10 protein-coding genes and 1 pseudogene are annotated in these 16,608 nt (G+C 64.8%); 10 read left to right on the forward strand and 1 reads right to left on the reverse strand.

The genetic code is table 11. The features are described 5' to 3' along the window. Positions 1-5: 5 nt before the first annotated feature. Both E3T38_RS10355 and E3T38_RS10360 read left to right on the forward strand, forming a co-directional pair. Complete coding sequence (locus E3T38_RS10355; protein WP_035879545.1) at positions 6-611, forward strand: ANTAR domain-containing response regulator; 606 nt, start codon at positions 6-8, stop codon at positions 609-611. 132 nt (positions 612-743) lie between these two features. Next, complete coding sequence (locus E3T38_RS10360; RefSeq protein ID WP_134548141.1) at positions 744-4,247, forward strand: bifunctional RecB family nuclease/DEAD/DEAH box helicase; 3,504 nt, start codon at positions 744-746, stop codon at positions 4,245-4,247. Here E3T38_RS10360 and E3T38_RS10365 read toward each other — a convergent pair. Next, complete coding sequence (locus E3T38_RS10365; protein WP_134548142.1) at positions 4,244-4,669, reverse strand: hotdog fold thioesterase; 426 nt, start codon at positions 4,667-4,669, stop codon at positions 4,244-4,246. The two genes, E3T38_RS10360 and E3T38_RS10365, sit on opposite strands and share 4 nt — an antisense overlap. 52 nt (positions 4,670-4,721) lie before the next feature. Between E3T38_RS10365 and polA the strand changes: the two genes are divergently transcribed. The 8 genes and pseudogenes from polA (at position 4,722) to E3T38_RS17515 (ending at position 16,606) form a co-directional block, all read left to right on the forward strand. After that, the gene (polA, locus tag E3T38_RS10370) at positions 4,722-7,400 is read left to right on the forward strand and encodes a DNA polymerase I (RefSeq protein ID WP_134548143.1); all 2,679 of its coding nucleotides are present in this window, start codon (positions 4,722-4,724) and stop codon (positions 7,398-7,400) included. Between the two features lie 74 nt (positions 7,401-7,474). Then, entirely contained in the window at positions 7,475-9,148 is a 1,674-nt protein-coding gene (locus tag E3T38_RS10375) for a DUF885 domain-containing protein (RefSeq protein WP_134548144.1), read from the forward strand. 211 nt (positions 9,149-9,359) lie between these two features. Beyond that, positions 9,360-10,427 carry a hypothetical protein gene (locus E3T38_RS10380; RefSeq protein ID WP_198417343.1) on the forward strand — a complete coding sequence of 356 codons (1,068 nt, stop codon included), beginning with the start codon at positions 9,360-9,362 and terminating at the stop codon, positions 10,425-10,427. Beyond that, positions 10,424-13,102, forward strand: a complete 2,679-nt coding sequence (locus E3T38_RS10385; RefSeq protein ID WP_134548145.1) for a multicopper oxidase domain-containing protein — start codon at positions 10,424-10,426, stop codon at positions 13,100-13,102. Before E3T38_RS10380 ends, E3T38_RS10385 begins: the two co-directional genes overlap by 4 nt. A 206-nt stretch (positions 13,103-13,308) precedes the next feature. Next, the gene (rpsA, locus tag E3T38_RS10390) at positions 13,309-14,763 is read left to right on the forward strand and encodes a 30S ribosomal protein S1 (protein WP_092448535.1); all 1,455 of its coding nucleotides are present in this window, start codon (positions 13,309-13,311) and stop codon (positions 14,761-14,763) included. 329 nt (positions 14,764-15,092) lie between these two features. Beyond that, entirely contained in the window at positions 15,093-15,674 is a 582-nt protein-coding gene (locus E3T38_RS10395; RefSeq protein ID WP_134548146.1) for a PleD family two-component system response regulator, read from the forward strand. Positions 15,675-15,795: 121 nt separating this feature from the next. Next, positions 15,796-16,374, forward strand: a pseudogene (gene coaE, locus E3T38_RS10400) (dephospho-CoA kinase); the annotation flags it as partial. Between the two features lie 103 nt (positions 16,375-16,477). Further along, positions 16,478-16,606, forward strand: a complete 129-nt coding sequence (locus tag E3T38_RS17515) for a hypothetical protein (RefSeq protein WP_370449023.1) — start codon at positions 16,478-16,480, stop codon at positions 16,604-16,606. The last annotated feature ends 2 nt before the right edge of the window (positions 16,607-16,608 follow it).

A 16,608-nucleotide genomic window follows, 5' to 3' on the forward strand; every position in this document is an offset into this window, starting at 1 on the left:
TGCACGTGACCGACCAAGACAGCACCCCCACCCCTCCGCGCCGCGTTGTCGTCGCTGAGGATGAATCCCTCATCCGCCTCGACATCGTTGAGATTCTGCGCGACAACGGCTTTGAAGTCGTCGGCGAAGCCGGTGACGGAGAAACTGCGGTCGCCTTGGCACGGGAACTCCGCCCCGACCTGGTCATCATGGACGTCAAGATGCCCCAACTGGATGGCATCAGCGCAGCTGAACGCCTCTCCAAGGAGCACATTGCACCGGTCGTGCTGCTGACGGCGTTCAGTCAGAAAGAACTGGTCGAACGCGCCACCGAAGCCGGCGCCCTCGCCTACGTTGTCAAGCCCTTCACTCCGAACGACCTGCTGCCTGCAATCGAGATCGCCCTCTCGCGCTACAGCCAGATCATCACCCTCGAGGCTGAGGTCGCCGACCTGGTCGAGCGGTTCGAGACCCGTAAGCTCGTCGACCGGGCCAAGGGCCTGCTCAACGAGAAAATGGGCCTGACCGAGCCGGAAGCCTTCCGCTGGATCCAGAAAGCCTCGATGGACCGGCGCCTCACCATGCACGACGTGTCGCAGGCGATCATCGAACAGCTCAGCGCCAAGAAGTAGTCGTGGTTTAAAAGTAGAACGGCCCGGCAGCTTCTGCCAGGCCGTTTTTACTGTCTGGCGGTCCAGCCGAGGGCCTGGCGGGCTGTGTGTCAGTGGTGCCCGCTACGCTCGAAATCGACGAAGGGCGGGCGCATGTTCTTACTGGATGGCCAGGTGGTGACCAGTGCGAGTGACCTGAGCGCCGCATCCGTCTGCGAGTTTGCGTTCCTGCGCCGTATCGACGAGAAACTCGGCCGCATTGACGGGGTTCCTGAACCCGTCGACGCCATGCGAGCACGCACGTCCCGGCTCGGCGACGAGCACGAACATCGGGTGCTCGAACGCTATCGGCAGGACTATGCAGTCGTTGAGATCGCCCGGCCAGAGCGGATATCGCGCCCCGCCTTCGAGGTAGCAGCCGAGAACACGCGGCTGGCCTTCGCGGAGCACGCCGACGTTATTTTTCAGGCCACCTTCTTCGATTCCGATTATGGCCCGCCCAACATAGCCGGCCCCATCGTCTTCCTCGGATTCGCCGACTTCATCGTGCGGCAGAGTGATCACACCTGGCTGGTACAAGACACGAAACTTGCCCGGCACGCCCGGGTTACCGCCCTGCTGCAGCTGGCCGCGTACGCCGAACAACTCGAACGCATCGGGGTTGACCCGGCTGCGACCGTCGAGCTGTTGCTCGGCGATGGCTCCGTCAGCGTGCACCAGCTGGCAGATATTCGCCCGGTATACCGCAAGCGCAAACAGCGTCTCGTGCAGATCATCACGGAACGACTCGGCGACAGTGCCTTCGTCAGGTGGGGTGACCCGCGCTACACCGTCTGTGGGCGCTGTGTCACGTGTGAACTAGAGGCGCAGAAGCACCGCGACCTGCTCCTCGTAGCCGGTCTGCGGCTGACCCAGCGCGCCCGGCTTGCGGCCGCCGGCCTCTGCACCATCGATGAACTCGCTGCATCCGGTGGCGCTATCGACGGCATGGCCGATTCCACGCTCGCCGCCCTGCGCATACAGGCGCGGCTCCAGCTTCAGGCGGTTGCGGGGACAGCGCCGCCGGTAGACCTGTGCAATCCGGGGGCGCTGGCGGTGCTGCCCGAGCCAAATCCCGGCGATATCTTCTTCGACTTCGAGGGTGACCCGCTTTATACAGAAGACACTGCGACCGAGGGTGCGACCGCGCAGTGGGGCCTGGACTACCTGTTCGGTCTGGTCGACGTCGATGAATCCTTTCGCGCCTTCTGGGCGCACACCTGGGCCGAGGAGAAGCAGGCACTCACGGACTTTCTGGCGTACCTGGTCGAGCGTCGCGCTCGATACCCGGGCATGCACGTCTACCATTACGCCGCATACGAGCGCACCCATCTGCTCAGCCTCGCTGCCCGGCACGGCGTCGGCGAAGATCAGGTCGACCAGTTGCTGCGTGAGAACGTGCTGGTCGACCTCTATCCACTCGTGCGCAAGAGCATGCGTGTCGGGTCCCGCTCCTACTCGATCAAGAAGCTCGAGCCGCTCTACATGGGCTCCGAACTGCGCGGCGGCGAGGTCACTAACGCAGCGGATTCCATCACCGAATATGCCGGCGCTCGAGACCTGCACGCGCACGGCGACACGGCCGAAGCCCAGCGCATGCTGGAATCCATCGCCGACTACAACCGCTACGACTGTGTGTCAACGTTGCGGCTGCGTGACTGGCTGCTCGCGCTTGCGCGCGGGGCGGGTATCCGCTCCGTCGGCACCCAGCGTAGAGCGGATACCGACACGCTCGAGCCGTCGCCGGTGCGCGACGGCCTGCTCGCCATCGCGGCCACGGCTGGCCGCACGTCGCGCACCGCAGACCAGGCGGCGGCGGCCTTCGCCGCCGCCGCGATCGACTACCACCGCCGGGAGCAGAAGAGTTTCTGGTGGGGACACTATTCTCGGCTCGAATACCCCATCGACGACTGGCAAGACACCCGCGACGTGCTCGTAGTCGACCGCGTCGACGTGGACCGTGACTGGTTTCGCGAGGGCCAGCAGCGCGTCGATCGTCGCCACCTATGGCTTCGGGGGCGTCTGGCACCGGGCAGCAGCATCAAACCGGGTGACCAGGCCGGGCCATACCTGCTCTACGAATACCCCGGGCCTTTCACCAACCCCGACACATCGGAGGGTGCCCGCACCCACCGCGCCGTAAAAGTGCTCGCGGTCGACGACGACGGCGCAATCCTGGTCGAAGAGACCCTGCTGAAAGATGTCGCCCGCTACGACCACCGACCGAGCGCACTCGCACCGGCCGCACCACCCCGACCGTTGCAGCAGAAGCCCGCCATCGATGAGTGGGCTCAAGCGCTCGTTGACGCCCAGCCGGACTGGCCACGCGACCCTATGGTCGATATTTTGCGCCGCACCGCGCCGCGCACCCATGCCGGACACCTAGCGGCCGTCACAGTTGATGGAGAGACCATAGACGCTGTCCTGACAAGTCTGCGTGACCTCGACAGGTCATATCTTGCGATCCAGGGGCCACCCGGCACCGGCAAAACCTACCTCGGCGCCCACGTCATCACGGCGCTCGTGCAGCAGCACGGCTGGAAGATTGGCGTCGTCGCCCAATCCCACGCCGTCGTTGAGAATCTGCTCGGCGCCATCGTCACGGCCGGGCTCGACCCTGCACTGGTCGGAAAGGTGGCCAAAACCGGGGCTGACCCGGCACAGGCCGCGTACACGGTGCTGCCCAAAGACGGCCAGCTGCTCTTTGCACTCGACCACGCCAACTCCGGATTCGTCATCGGCGGCACTGCCTGGGACTTCAGTAATCCTGCCCGTGTGCCGCGGCACAGCCTGGACCTGCTCGTCGTCGACGAGGCGGGGCAGTTTTCGCTCGCCTCGACCATCGCGGCGAGCGTCGGCGCGAAGAACCTGTTATTGCTGGGTGACCCGCAGCAACTGCCGCAGGTGAGCCAGGGCATGCACCCCGAGCCGATCGACCAGTCAGCGCTCGGCTGGGTCGCGGCCGGCCACGACGTGCTGTCAGGGACGCGAGGCTATTTTCTGGCCGAGAGTCGCCGCATGCATCCGGCGGTGACAGCCCCGGTCTCCCGCCTCTCCTACGGTGGACTCCTGCGCGCCAATCCGATCACCTCGACCCGGTTGCTCGCCGGTGTCACGCCTGGGCTGCACGTTGTTCCGGTGGTGCACACCGGCAACGCCATTTCATCGGCTGAAGAAGCGGAAGCCGTCGTGGCACTCGTGCAGAACGTCCTCGGCCGGCTCTGGACCGACCCGACCGACCGCCGCAGCGAGAATCCACTCAGCGAAGCCGACGTGATCGTCGTGACCCCATACAATGCCCAGCTGGCCCTCGTACACGCGGCACTGGCTGCTGCCGGCTACTCCAACGTGAGAGTGGGCACGGTCGATAAATTCCAGGGTCAGGAGGCGGCCGTCGCGATCGTCACGCTCGCCGCCAGCTCGGCGGACGACGTACCGCGCGGCCTGGCGTTCCTCATTATGAAGAACCGCCTGAACGTCGCCATCTCGCGAGCCAAATGGGCCGCGTATCTGGTCTACTCACCTGCCCTGACCGCATACCTGCCGGTAACGCCCGCCGGCCTCGCCGAACTCAGCGCGTTCATCAGCCTGGTGGAGCCAGACCCGGCCGAGATCTAGGCTTGCGGCGGCAAGTCCTTGATGATGTTCGTGATGCGAATCGTCGAGCAGCGCCGGCCGGCATCATCGGTGACGATGATCTCGTGGGTGGTGAGCGTGCGGCCAAGATGAATCGGGGTACACACCCCCGTGACGTAGCCGGACGTTGCCGAGCGATTGTGCGAGGCGTTGATTTCGATACCGACTGCGAGTTTTCCCGGTCCGGCATGCAGATTCGCGGCCATCGAGCCGAGCGACTCACCGAGCACGACATAGGCGCCGCCGTGCATGAGCATGGCCGGTTGCGTGTTGCCCGCCACGGGCATCCGTGCCACGGCCCGGTCAATGGTGAACTCGGTGAACTCCAGTCCCATCTTGTCGGCGAGATCTCCGCAGCCACGCTGCTGAACCCAGGCGAGTGCGTCGTCAGTCGTATTGAACATGATCACCTTTGGTCGGGGAGCCTTGCCGGGGAGACACTTGTAGGCTAGGGGAGTGTTGGACACCGAAAAGCCTACCCTGATGATCATCGACGGCCACTCCCTGGCATTCAGGGCGTTCTACGCCTTGCCGGTGGACAGCTTCCAGACCCATGCCGGTCAGCATACAAACGCCATCCACGGCTTTCTGTCGATGCTGCTCAGCCTGCTGCGCAACGAGAAGCCGACCCACCTCGCCGTCGCCTTCGATATTTCGCGCGCATCCTTTCGCACCAGGGAATACCCGGAGTACAAAGGCACGCGCAATGCGACACCGCCGGAGTTCCTCGGCCAGATTCCACTGCTGCAAGAAGCCCTCGCCGCGATGAACATCACGACCATCACCAAGGAAGACTTCGAGGCCGACGATATTCTGGCGACCCTCTCGGTGCAAGGCACCGTGGCCGGCTACAACGTACTCGTCGTCTCTGGCGACCGGGATGCGATCCAGCTCGTCAACGAGACCGTCACGCTGCTCTACCCATCCAGCCAGGGCGTGTCCGCCCTCACTCGCTACGACCCGGCCCGGGTGCGCGAGCGCTACGGCGTCGAACCGGAGCAGTATCCCGACGTCGCCGCCCTCGTCGGTGAAACCAGTGACAACCTGATCGGCATCAGCAAGGTCGGCGAGAAGACCGCCGTCAAATGGCTCGGCCTCTACGGCAGCCTCGATGGCATCCTTGAACACGCCGACGAGATCAAGGGCGTCGTCGGCAACAACCTGCGCGAGCAGCGGGAGAACGCGATTCGCAACCGCCGTCTCAACCGTCTGGTCACCGACCTGGAGCTGCCTGTGGCCGTTGCCGGCCTCGAACGCGGGGCCATGAACACCGACGCTGTGCGTGACATCTTCACCCGCCTCGAATTCAAGACGTTGCTCGACCGGGTGCTCAAGCTCGCCGGAGAAGACCCGGCGGCCGCAGCATCCGCTCTCGTCGCCGCCATCGACGAGGTTCCAGCCGTGCAGTCGCCCATCGCGCAGGACCTGCTCGACGAAGAATTGCAGTCCTGGCTCGACCGGGCAACGGCGGCGCACCCGGCCGGACTCGGCCTCACGGTGGAAGTGCAAGACGGCAAGGCCATCGGTTTCGGACTGGCCAGCCCGACCGAAACCATCAACCTGCCGTGGCAGCAGGGCCGCAAAGACTACGCTCCGTTCGAAGCTTGGCTCGCGAGCGACGCTCTGAAGATCATGAACGACGCCAAACACCAGGTGAAGGCTCTGCGCCGCAGCGGTCTGCCCTTCGCCGGCCTCGCCTTCGACACGCTGGTCGGCGCCTGGCTCTTTCGCCCGGGTGGCCCAGACAAGTCTTTGGCTGACCTCGTGTCACGGTACCTCGACGAAGCACTGCCGGTGGCCGACCCCAACCAGCTCGTACCCGACGAGACCCAGCAGGCCGGCGCCCCCGCCCAGGCCTGGTACACCCTGCGGGTGTTCGCCGCCGTCGAGACCGCGCTCGACCCCGGCTCTCTCAAGCTGCTGCTGGAGATCGAACTGCCCACCCTGCTGGCTCTTGCCGACATGGAGCTTGCCGGCGTCAGCGTCTCGCACGAGCAACTCGCCGAACTCTCAGCTGAGCTCGGCGCCAGCACCGCGAGTCTCGCGGCGGCGGCCTACGCCGAAATCGGCCGTGAGGTGAACCTCGGCTCACCCAAGCAACTACAAGACGTGTTGTTCGAGCAGCTTGAGATGCCCAAGACCCGGGCCAACAAGACCGGTTTTTCAACGGATGCCGGCGCCCTGGCCGACCTGCAGGCGAGCAATCCGCATCCGTTCCTCGACCTGCTGCTGAAGCACCGTGATGCCACCAAGCTGCGCCAAATTGTTGAGACCCTCGATAAAGCCATCGACAGCACCGGACGCATCCACACTACGTATGTGCAGATCGGTACCACGACCGGCCGCATCTCCTCGAACGACCCAAACCTGCAGAACATCCCCGTTCGCACCGAGGAGGGTCGGCGCATCCGTGCCGCTTTCCAAGCCGGTGCGGGAAGCGAGAGCCTGCTCACGGCAGACTACTCACAGATCGAGATGCGCATCATGGCGCATCTTTCCGAGGACGCGGGACTGATCGAAGCTTTCAATGCCGGCGAGGACCTGCACCGTTTCGTCGGTTCGCGTATTTTCGGTGTCGACCCCGTTGACGTATCCGGTGAGATGCGCAGCAAGGTCAAGGCGATGAGCTACGGGCTCGCCTACGGCCTCAGCGCCTTCGGTTTATCCAAGCAGCTGCGCATCGACACCAAAGAAGCCAAGCAGCTCATGACCGACTACTTCGAGCGGTTCGGAGCTGTGCGCGATTACCTGCGCAACGTCGTTGAGCAAGCCAAGGTCGACGGCTACACCGAGACGATCTACGGGCGTCGCCGGCCGTTCCCTGACCTGGCCAGCCCCAAACGAGTGCTGCGCGACAACGCCGAACGCGCAGCCCTCAACGCTCCGATCCAAGGTTCGGCGGCCGACATCATGAAGATCGCCATGAACGGTATCGCCGCCGACCTGGCGGATGCCTCGATGGAGTCGAGCATGCTGCTGCAGGTTCACGACGAGTTGATTTTCGACGTCGCACCGGGGGAGTGGGACGCCCTGCGCCAGGTCGTCACCCACAACATGGAGTCCGCCGCCGACCTGCTCGTTCCGCTGACGGTGCAGGTCGGTCGCGGACCCAACTGGGACGCAGCCGCCCACTAGTTCCATGCGGGTTGACCGGCCACTCTCCCCGATTGGGGGGTTCGGCCGAAACTCTGGTGTCCTAGGCTCGGGGCATGACACACGACATCCAGCGCACGCCAACGGCCATCGACCAGATCGCTGAAGAGTGGGTGGACACCCTCGTCGACCTCGACCCAACGGTGGGTACCTACATCGGCCGCACCGAGGGGGATGGTCGCTACGGCGACTATTCCCCGGCCGGCCACGAACGATTCATCGCCGAGGCGAAGAAGACCATTGCCCAGCTGGATGCCGCCCACCCGGTCGACAGCGTCGATGACGTCACCCAGACCGACCTGCGCAGCGAGTTGGCCCTCACCGTGGAAAGCTCCGACGCCGAGTTACAGCTACGCGACCTCAACGTCATCGCATCACCGGCGCAGGAGATTCGTGAGATCTTCGACCTCATGCCAACCAAGACCGTTGACGACTGGGCCAACATCTCGTCCCGGCTCGGCAATCTGCCCGCAGCCATCGACGGGTACATCGACACGCTGCGCCTCGGCATCGAACGCGGAGTGACGCCGGCTCTTCGGCAGGTGCGGGAGGTGCTCGCCCAGGCGCAACGCCACTCGGCCAGCGACGGGTTCTTCGCCGAGTTCACCGCGAACGCCGCTGTGGACGATGGCACACTGCCGGCGTCCCTGGTCACAGACCTCGGTGTGGGCGCACGCCGCTCAGCGACCGCCTACGACAAACTGGCCACTTTCTTCACCACAGAACTCGAGGGCAGAGCCACCGAAAACGACGCGATCGGTCGTGATCTCTACTCCCTCGCCTCCCGTCGCTTTTTGGGCGCGACTGTCGACCTCGACGAAACCTACGAATGGGGCATCGAAGAACTCGCTCGCATGGTGGAAGAGCAAGAAAAGATCGCCGACCAGATCAAACCAGGTGCGAGCGTACTCGAAGCCATCGCCTACCTCGACACGGACCCGAAACGCAAACTGCACGGCACGCAGGCCTTGCAGGAGTGGATGCAGAAAACCAGCGATAAAGCCGTCGCCGACCTCGCCGAAACCCAATTCGACATTCCCGACGAGATCAAGACCATCGAGTGCATGATCGCGCCGACCCAGGAGGGCGGCATCTACTACACCGGACCCACCGACGACTTCTCCCGCCCCGGACGCATGTGGTGGTCAGTACCCGTCGGAGTGACCGAATTCGACACCTGGCGTGAACTGACCACCGTCTATCACGAGGGTGTGCCCGGCCACCACCTGCAGATCGGTCAGGCCGTCTACAACCGGGCCAAGCTCAATACCTGGCGCCGCCAACTGGCCGGCACGTCGGGGCACGCCGAGGGCTGGGCGCTCTACGCCGAACGATTGATGGAACAGCTCGGCTACCTCGACGACCCGGCAGACCGTTTCGGCATGCTCGACGGGCAGCGAATGCGCGCCGCTCGTGTGGTTCTTGACATCGGCGTGCACCTCGGCAAGACCCTGCCAGACGGTTCGGGTAAGTGGACTTCAGAGTATGCCTTTCAATTTCTCGGTCAGAACGTCAACATGAATGAGAGTTTCGTGAAGTTCGAGGTGAACCGCTACCTGGGCTGGCCGGGCCAGGCGCCATCGTACAAGGTCGGCCAGCGCATCTGGGAGCAGCTGCGCGACGAGTGTGCCGCTCGCGAGGGAGCGAACTTCAGGGTCAAGGAATTTCATCGTCGTGCCCTGGACCTCGGCGGCGTTGGCCTTGACACCCTGCGGTCGGCCCTGGCGTAACGGGCAGGAGCGACGCAGTCCTCAGTGAGCATATAAGGCTCGGTAAACTAGACGGGTGCGTCCCCCCGAGTCGTCCTCGTTCGATACCTGCTCTGTATCTAGGCCGGAACAAGTAGAGGGCGTCACCGCTCCATTGCAGCTTCGGCCGAAGTCCCGCCGGGCAGTTATTGATCGAACGGGCATCCGCTTTTTGTTTTTGGCTCCAGCCGGGGTGTCGCTGCTGCTTGGGCTATACGCGGCGACGGCCCTGCTCGGCTTCGACGTTCCGCCGCTCGCCGACCGCGTCGCCGCGTCCCACGGTGCGTTGATGGTTTTCGGTTTCGTGGGTACCCTGATTGTGCTCGAACGGGCCGTCGCCATCAAGAGGTGGTGGGCCTTCAGCGCCCCGGCCTTGCTCGGCCTCGGCAGCCTGCTCGTGCTGGCGCCGCTGCCGTCCTGGCTCGGACGTACCGCGATCGCGATCGGGGCGCTCGGCCTGCTGCTGATCTACCGCAGCATCTGGCGACGACAGGCGATGACAGCCGTCGCGATCCAGTTCCTCGGCGGCGTCAACCTCCAAGTGGCCGCAATTCTCTGGCTCGCCAACGTTCCCGTTGCCCACCTGATCCCGGCGTTCAGTGCCTTCCTCGTTCTCACCATCGCCGGCGAACGCCTCGAACTCGCGCGGTTGACCCTGCGCGGCACCCATCCCGGACGAGGTCTGCTGTGGGCGTCGCTGTCGTTGACCGGATGCGTCTCGCTCGCCCTGTGCGTGCCCGCATTGGGCTATCCGTTGTTTGGCCTGGCTCTCCTCTGGGTGGTCTGCTGGCTGTTTCTGCACGACGTCGCGCGCCGCACGCTGGGGTCGTTCGGGCTTCCGAGATACATGGCAGCCTGCTTGCTCAGCGGGTATGCCTGGCTGGTCGTCGCCGGCGGAATCTGGCTCGTCGGAGGCGCCGCGACGAGCGGCCCAACCTACGACGCAGTCATCCATGCGGTACTGCTGGGGTTCACGCTCTCGATGATCATGGCTCACGCGCCCGTCATTCTGCCGGCGGTGCTGCGCCGCCCGCTACCGTACCGGCCGATCATGTACCTACCCGTAGCTCTGCTGCACGCCTCGCTCGTGCTGCGGGTGCTGTTCGGCGATGCGCGCGGCTTGCCCCACCTGCTGCAGCTGGGCGGATCACTCAACATCACAGCCCTGCTGCTGTTCATCGTCATCGCTGTGGTCTCAGCGGCGCTCGGCCCGTTACACCAGGGCAAGCCCGCGAGACCCGTTCGGAAAGACCGACGATGAGTTCCGTCACGGCCCGCGTGCATGCCCGCCGCACCTGGTATCTGCAGACCAACGCCGTCGTCGCCGCCTGGCTCGCCGTACTCGGCGTCGTTGTTCTGGCCCATCAGGGCATTCCGGTTGCCGACTGGCTCATGGTGCATCTTTTGCTGCTCGGTGCAATCAGTACTGCCATCATCATCTGGAGCCAGCATTTCGCCGACACCCTGGTGCGACGGCCGGCACTCGACGGGCGCCGGTCGCTGATCGTACGCCTGGTCGGGCATACGCTTGGGGCCATTCTCGTGATGACCGGCATGATCTTGAACCTGTTCGTCGTGGTGCTCGTGGGCGGCGTGCTGGTCGGCGCGGTGGCGGTGCTGCATACGGTCCTTCTGGGCGGCGAACTCCACCGGGCGAAACCCACCCGCTTCGGCTCGCTCGTGCGTTACTACGTCGTCGCCGCGGTGAGTCTCTTCGGTGGGGTAGGCCTCGGCATCTGGATGGCCAACCCGGGGACGGGCGACGACCTGCACGCTCGCCTCTATGTGGCGCACATCGCCCTTAACGTGCTCGGCTGGGTCGGTCTGACCGCGGTCGGGACCTTGCTGTTGCTCTGGCCTACGGTGCTGCGCACCCGGCTCGGTGATGGAACGGATGCCGCCGCCCGCACCGCCCTTCCCTTACTCACCGCCGGCGTAACGGTCGTCGCCGGCGCCAGCCTGGCCGGAGTGCCGCTCGGTGTCGGGGCGGGCGGCGTGCTCTACCTGCTCGGACTCGTGCCCGTCGTGCGGGAGGCAGTGCGGCAGGCCCGACACGCGCCACCGATGACTTTCGCCGGCTGGAGCCTCGCCGCCTCGATGGCCTGGCTCGCGTTCAGTGTTGCGGCGCTCGGTGTCGTGGTCGTGACCGCGGCCACCCCGGCCGACGCCGTCACCCGCCTCGGCTGGCTGGTGATTCCGTTGCTGGCCGGCTTCAGTGCGCAACTGCTGCTCGGCGCCCTCAGCTACCTGGTTCCGATGGTTTCCGGCGGCGGACCGCAAGCCGGTAAGGCTGCCGCCCTCGAACTCAACCGGGCGCCGCTGTTTCGCCTGCTCGTCGCCAACGGCGGCATCGTGCTGTACCTCCTGCCGGTACCGAGCCTGGTCAAGGTCGTGCTGTCCCTGTTGGTGTTCGGGGTGCTGCTGAGCTTTCTGGTGCTGTTGGTGCGCGCGGTCGCGGCGGGCGGGCGCATCCGCTCCCGTGCCGGGTCCGCTCCGGTCGCCGGGCTTGCAGCGGTCCCGGCCGGTGCGGTGGGCCCGCGCCGCACGCGCAGTGGGATGGCCGCCGCCGCGGTCGGTGCGCTCGTCCTGGCCGCCACCGCGGGTGTCGCACTCGACCCGGTCACGGCCGGGGTCGGTACGGCGTCGCTCACCGCTCAGGGCGCCAACGCGAGCATCGCCTCGGGCGAGGTCACCGACGCGACCGTGACCATGCTGGATATGCGGTTCTCACCGTCAATCCTGACGATACCCGCCGGCAACCGGCTCGAACTCACCGTCACCAACGGTGACACCGCCGTGCATGACCTCACCCTCGTGAATGGGTTGACTTCGGGCCGGGTCGCGCCGGAGGAGACCGTCATCGTCGACGCCGGAATCATGGCCGCCAGCAGTGAAGGCTGGTGTTCCATTGCCGGCCACCGCCAGATGGGCATGGTGCTGCAGATCGTCGTCACGGGGTCCGCAGCGACGGATGCTGCGGCCGACCACGCCGGTCTCGGCGCGACGGGCTCCGAAGCATCCGAAGCATCCGCCGTATCCGAAGCATCCGCCGCCGACGACCTCGGATCCCAGTCTGAGCCCTCGCCGGGATTCGTGGCGCGCGATGCCGCCCTGCTGCCCGCATCCGCCGAAACCCACCACGATTACACCTTCCGGGTCGGCGACACCGAGATCGAGGTCGCCCCAGGAGTGACCCAGACACTGTGGCCGTTCAACGGCACTGCGCCAGGTCCGACCCTGCGCGGAAAAGTCGGCGACACCTTCACGATCACCCTGATCAACGAGGCCTCGATCGGCCACTCCCTCGACTTCCACGCCGGCGCGCTCGCCCCCGACGGTCCCATGCGCACGATCGATCCGGGCGAAACCCTCGAGTATTCCTTCACCGCCACGCGGTCCGGTGCCTGGCTGTATCACTGCTCCACGATGCCGATGTCGCTGCACATCGCCAACGGCATGTTCGGGGCGGTCGTCATCGATCCCGCCGGACTCGACCCGGTCGACCGGGAATACCTGCTGGTCCAGTCTGAGTTCTACCTCGGGCCGCAGGGAGGCGTGGCCGATTCCGACAAGATCGCCGCTGCCGCCCCCGATCTCGTTGTCTTCAACGGGTATGCCGACCAATATCAGGATCAGCCGCTCCGTGCGAAGGTGGGCGAGCGCATCCGCTTCTGGGTAATCGACGCCGGACCCAACCGGGCGAGTTCCTTCCACATCGTCGGGGGCCAGTTCGACACGGTCTACGCGGAGGGTGAATATCTGCTGCGTGACGGCGGCAGCACCGGCACCGGCGGCAGTCAGACGCTGGCGCTCGCGCCGGCGCAGGGCGGGTTTGTGGAGCTGAGTTTTTCCCAGGCAGGTACCTATCCGTTCGTGACGCACGCCCTGACAGACGCTGAACGCGGCGCCGCCGGGCAGATCATGGTCGTCCCGTAGTCACCGTTTGGCGGCAGGGCACCCGCGTTGGACACCGAGTTGCTCCTTGCCGCTCAGGGTGGCTAAACTGAAGTGTCACAATCGTGACGCCTACCCGCTGCCATGCGCGGAGTGTTCCCCGGGTTTTTTTGCCGCTGAGCATCCTCAATACTTGTACGATTTTTTCGCGTATGGCCCGATTTTGTCCATCCTGGAGCAACTACTACATGACAATCGCAACGACCGAACGGGCACCCAAGCAGGTCGCCATCAACGACATTGGATCTGCTGAAGACTTTCTTGCCGCGGTCGAAAAGACTCTGAAATTCTTCAACGATGGAGACCTCATTGAAGGCACCGTTGTGAAGATCGACCGCGACGAGGTTCTGCTCGACGTTGGGTACAAGACTGAGGGTGTCATTCCCTCCCGCGAACTCTCCATCAAGCACGACGTCGACCCGTCTGAGGTCGTCAAGGTCGGCGACCTGGTCGAGGCCCTCGTTCTTCAGAAAGAAGACAAAGAAGGCCGCCTCATCCTGTCCAAGAAGCGGGCTCAGTACGAGCGTGCATGGGGCGACGTCGAGAAGATCAAGGAGTCCGACGGTGTTGTCACCGGTTCGGTCATCGAGGTCGTCAAGGGTGGACTCATCGTTGACATCGGCCTGCGCGGCTTCCTGCCGGCATCGCTCATCGAACTTCGCCGCGTTCGCGACCTGACCCCGTACCTGGGCCAGGAGATCGAAGCGAAGATCCTCGAACTCGACAAGAACCGCAACAACGTTGTGCTGTCACGCCGCGCCCTGCTCGAGCAGACGCAGAGCGAAAGCCGCACCACGTTCCTCAACAACCTCCAGAAGGGACAGGTCCGCAAGGGCGTCGTCTCCTCGATCGTCAACTTCGGTGCGTTCGTCGACCTCGGCGGCGTCGATGGTCTGGTTCACGTTTCCGAGCTCAGCTGGAAGCACATTGAGCACGCCAGCGAGGTCGTTGAAGTTGGCCAGGAAGTCACCGTCGAGATTCTCGAAGTTGACCTCGAGCGCGAGCGTGTCTCGCTGTCCCTCAAGGCAACGCAGGAAGACCCGTGGCAGGTATTCGCCCGCACCCACGCCATCGGCCAGGTTGCACCGGGTAAGGTCACCAAGCTCGTCCCGTTCGGCGCGTTCGTTCGCGTGGCCGAGGGCATCGAGGGCCTCGTACACATCAGCGAGCTCTCCGGCAAGCACGTCGAGCTCGCCGAGCAGGTTGTCTCGGTCGGCGACGAGGTCTTCGTCAAGGTCATCGACATCGACCTCGAGCGTCGCCGCATCTCGCTGAGCCTCAAGCAGGCCAACGATGGCGTCGACCCCGACGGCACCGAGTTCGACCCGGCGCTCTACGGAATGCTCACCGAGTACGACGACAAGGGCCAGTACAAGTACCCCGAAGGCTTCGACTCCGAGACCAACGAGTGGCGCGAAGGCTTTGACGAGCAGCGCGAAAAGTGGGAGCAGGACTACGCTGCTGCCCAGGCTCGCTGGGAAGCCCACAAGAAGCAGGTTTCGACCGCGAACGACGAGATCGCTGCCCCCAGCGACGTTGCACCGGCTGGATCGGCCTTCTCGAGCGAGTCGGCTGGCGCCGGCACGCTCGCCGACGACGAAGCACTCGCGGCTCTCCGCGAGAAGCTCTCCGGCGGCAACTAGCACCACAGCTACACCCCCACAGCGGGCTGCATCCTTCGGGATGCGGCCCGCTGTGTCGTGGAACCGACGGATCTGATACCCACGGTTCACGTAACGCCTGTGGTTGAGCCGGATGCCATAGGCCGATGGGCATCCGTCGCGGTCGGGCTGACCGTGGAACTCTGAAACTTCGTGCTATACCTGATAGTGAGGATATCTTCTCCTCCTTGGCGCGTCCCGATATCTTCAGGATTGCCGCGCACCTCCAACTTCCCCACGAGAACCTGTTTTCTGGATGAATTCGCCCGTGCACACCAGTTCCACGAACCACAGCCCCATCGGAGAATTTCATGAATAGTTTTCATCCCTCAGACAACGGCGGCACGGGAGGCCCCGCTGCTTTCGACGCAGCGTCGCCCAGCCTCACTGAAGCCATCGTCAGCAGCAGCATCACCATCCAGAGTGACTCGACGGCGCTTGTCGTCGAAAACGATCCTAAATCGGCCGAGATCCTGCGGCTGCTCCTGGAGACGGAAGGATTTCGGGTGATCACGGTCGCGAGCGGCGAGGAAGCTCTCGAGATCGCTCGGCGCATCCCGCTGAGCCTGATCACCCTCGACGTGAACCTTCCTGGAATGGACGGTTGGAAATTCCTGCTGAAACTGCAAGATTCGCTGGGGCTGGCATCCGCACCGGTCATCATCATCGATGGCCTGACGGACATGGGCATGGCGCTGAGCCGGGGGGCTGCTGCCGTCCTGGAGAAACCGCTCCAGCCAGCCGAGCTGCAAACCTCACTCGCCCTGCTGGGTCTTCGTGCGGATCGGCCGCAGACACGCACCATCCTCGTCGTTGAGGATGAAGAAACCGTCAACCAGGACACGCTGGACGGCGGCCCCAAACAAGGTTGTGGTCGAGGTGAATGGGCCTGACATCGACCGTGCGGCACTCCTGGCGGAGATTCAGCGGGCCCTCGGGTAGGGCGACGCCCGCCGTTCGGTATTGATGCAGGCGGTCGCATCCGCTCGGCGGCGCAGCGGATAGCATGGCGGAATGTATCTGATTGGACTGACCGGCGGAATCGCGTCGGGCAAGAGCACCGTGGCAAAGCGCCTGGCTTCCTGGGGTGCCATCGGAATCGACGCCGACCAGCTGGCCCGTCAAGTGGTCGAACCCGGAACGCCCGGCCTCGCCGCAATCGTCGCCGAGTTCGGCGACACGATCCTGCTGAACGATGGCACGCTAAATCGACCAGCGCTGGGCGCCATCATTTTTACCGACGCGCGCCAGAGGGAGCGGCTGAACGCCATCACGCATCCGGCGGTACGGCGGCTCACTCGCGATCGGGTCGCCGCCGCGGTGGCCGCCGACCCGCACGTCATCGTCGTGTACGACGTTCCGCTCCTGGCCGAGGCCATCGCCGGCGGCCTGGTCACGTTCGATCTGATCGTTGTCGTGCATGCAGATGCCGAGACCCGAATCGAGCGCATGGTGGCGTTACGTGGGCTGTCGCGTGAGGAAGCTACCCACCGCATTGCCGCGCAGGCGAGTGATGCGGACCGCCTCGCCCTGGCTGATGTCGTCATCGACAACAACGGCACTGTCGAAGCGACTCTGTCCCAGGTCGACGCACTGTGGACTCGCGTACGGGCGGCCGAAGCTGGAGCGGCCGAAGCTGGAGTAGGCGAAGCTGGCGCGGGCGAAGCTGGAGCAGGCGGAGCTGGAGCAGGCGAAGCTGGAGCAGGCGGAGCTGGAGCGGCCGAAGCTGGAGCAGGCGAAGCTGGCGCGGGCGAAGAGACCGACGACGCCCCCACGCCGGAGTCCACCTGCAGAGGTTGACTGTCAGACCCCCTTTGTACAATGAGG

The organism is Cryobacterium sp. Hb1 (assembly GCF_004403585.1).
Classification (GTDB): Bacteria; Actinomycetota; Actinomycetes; order Actinomycetales; family Microbacteriaceae; genus Cryobacterium; species Cryobacterium lyxosi.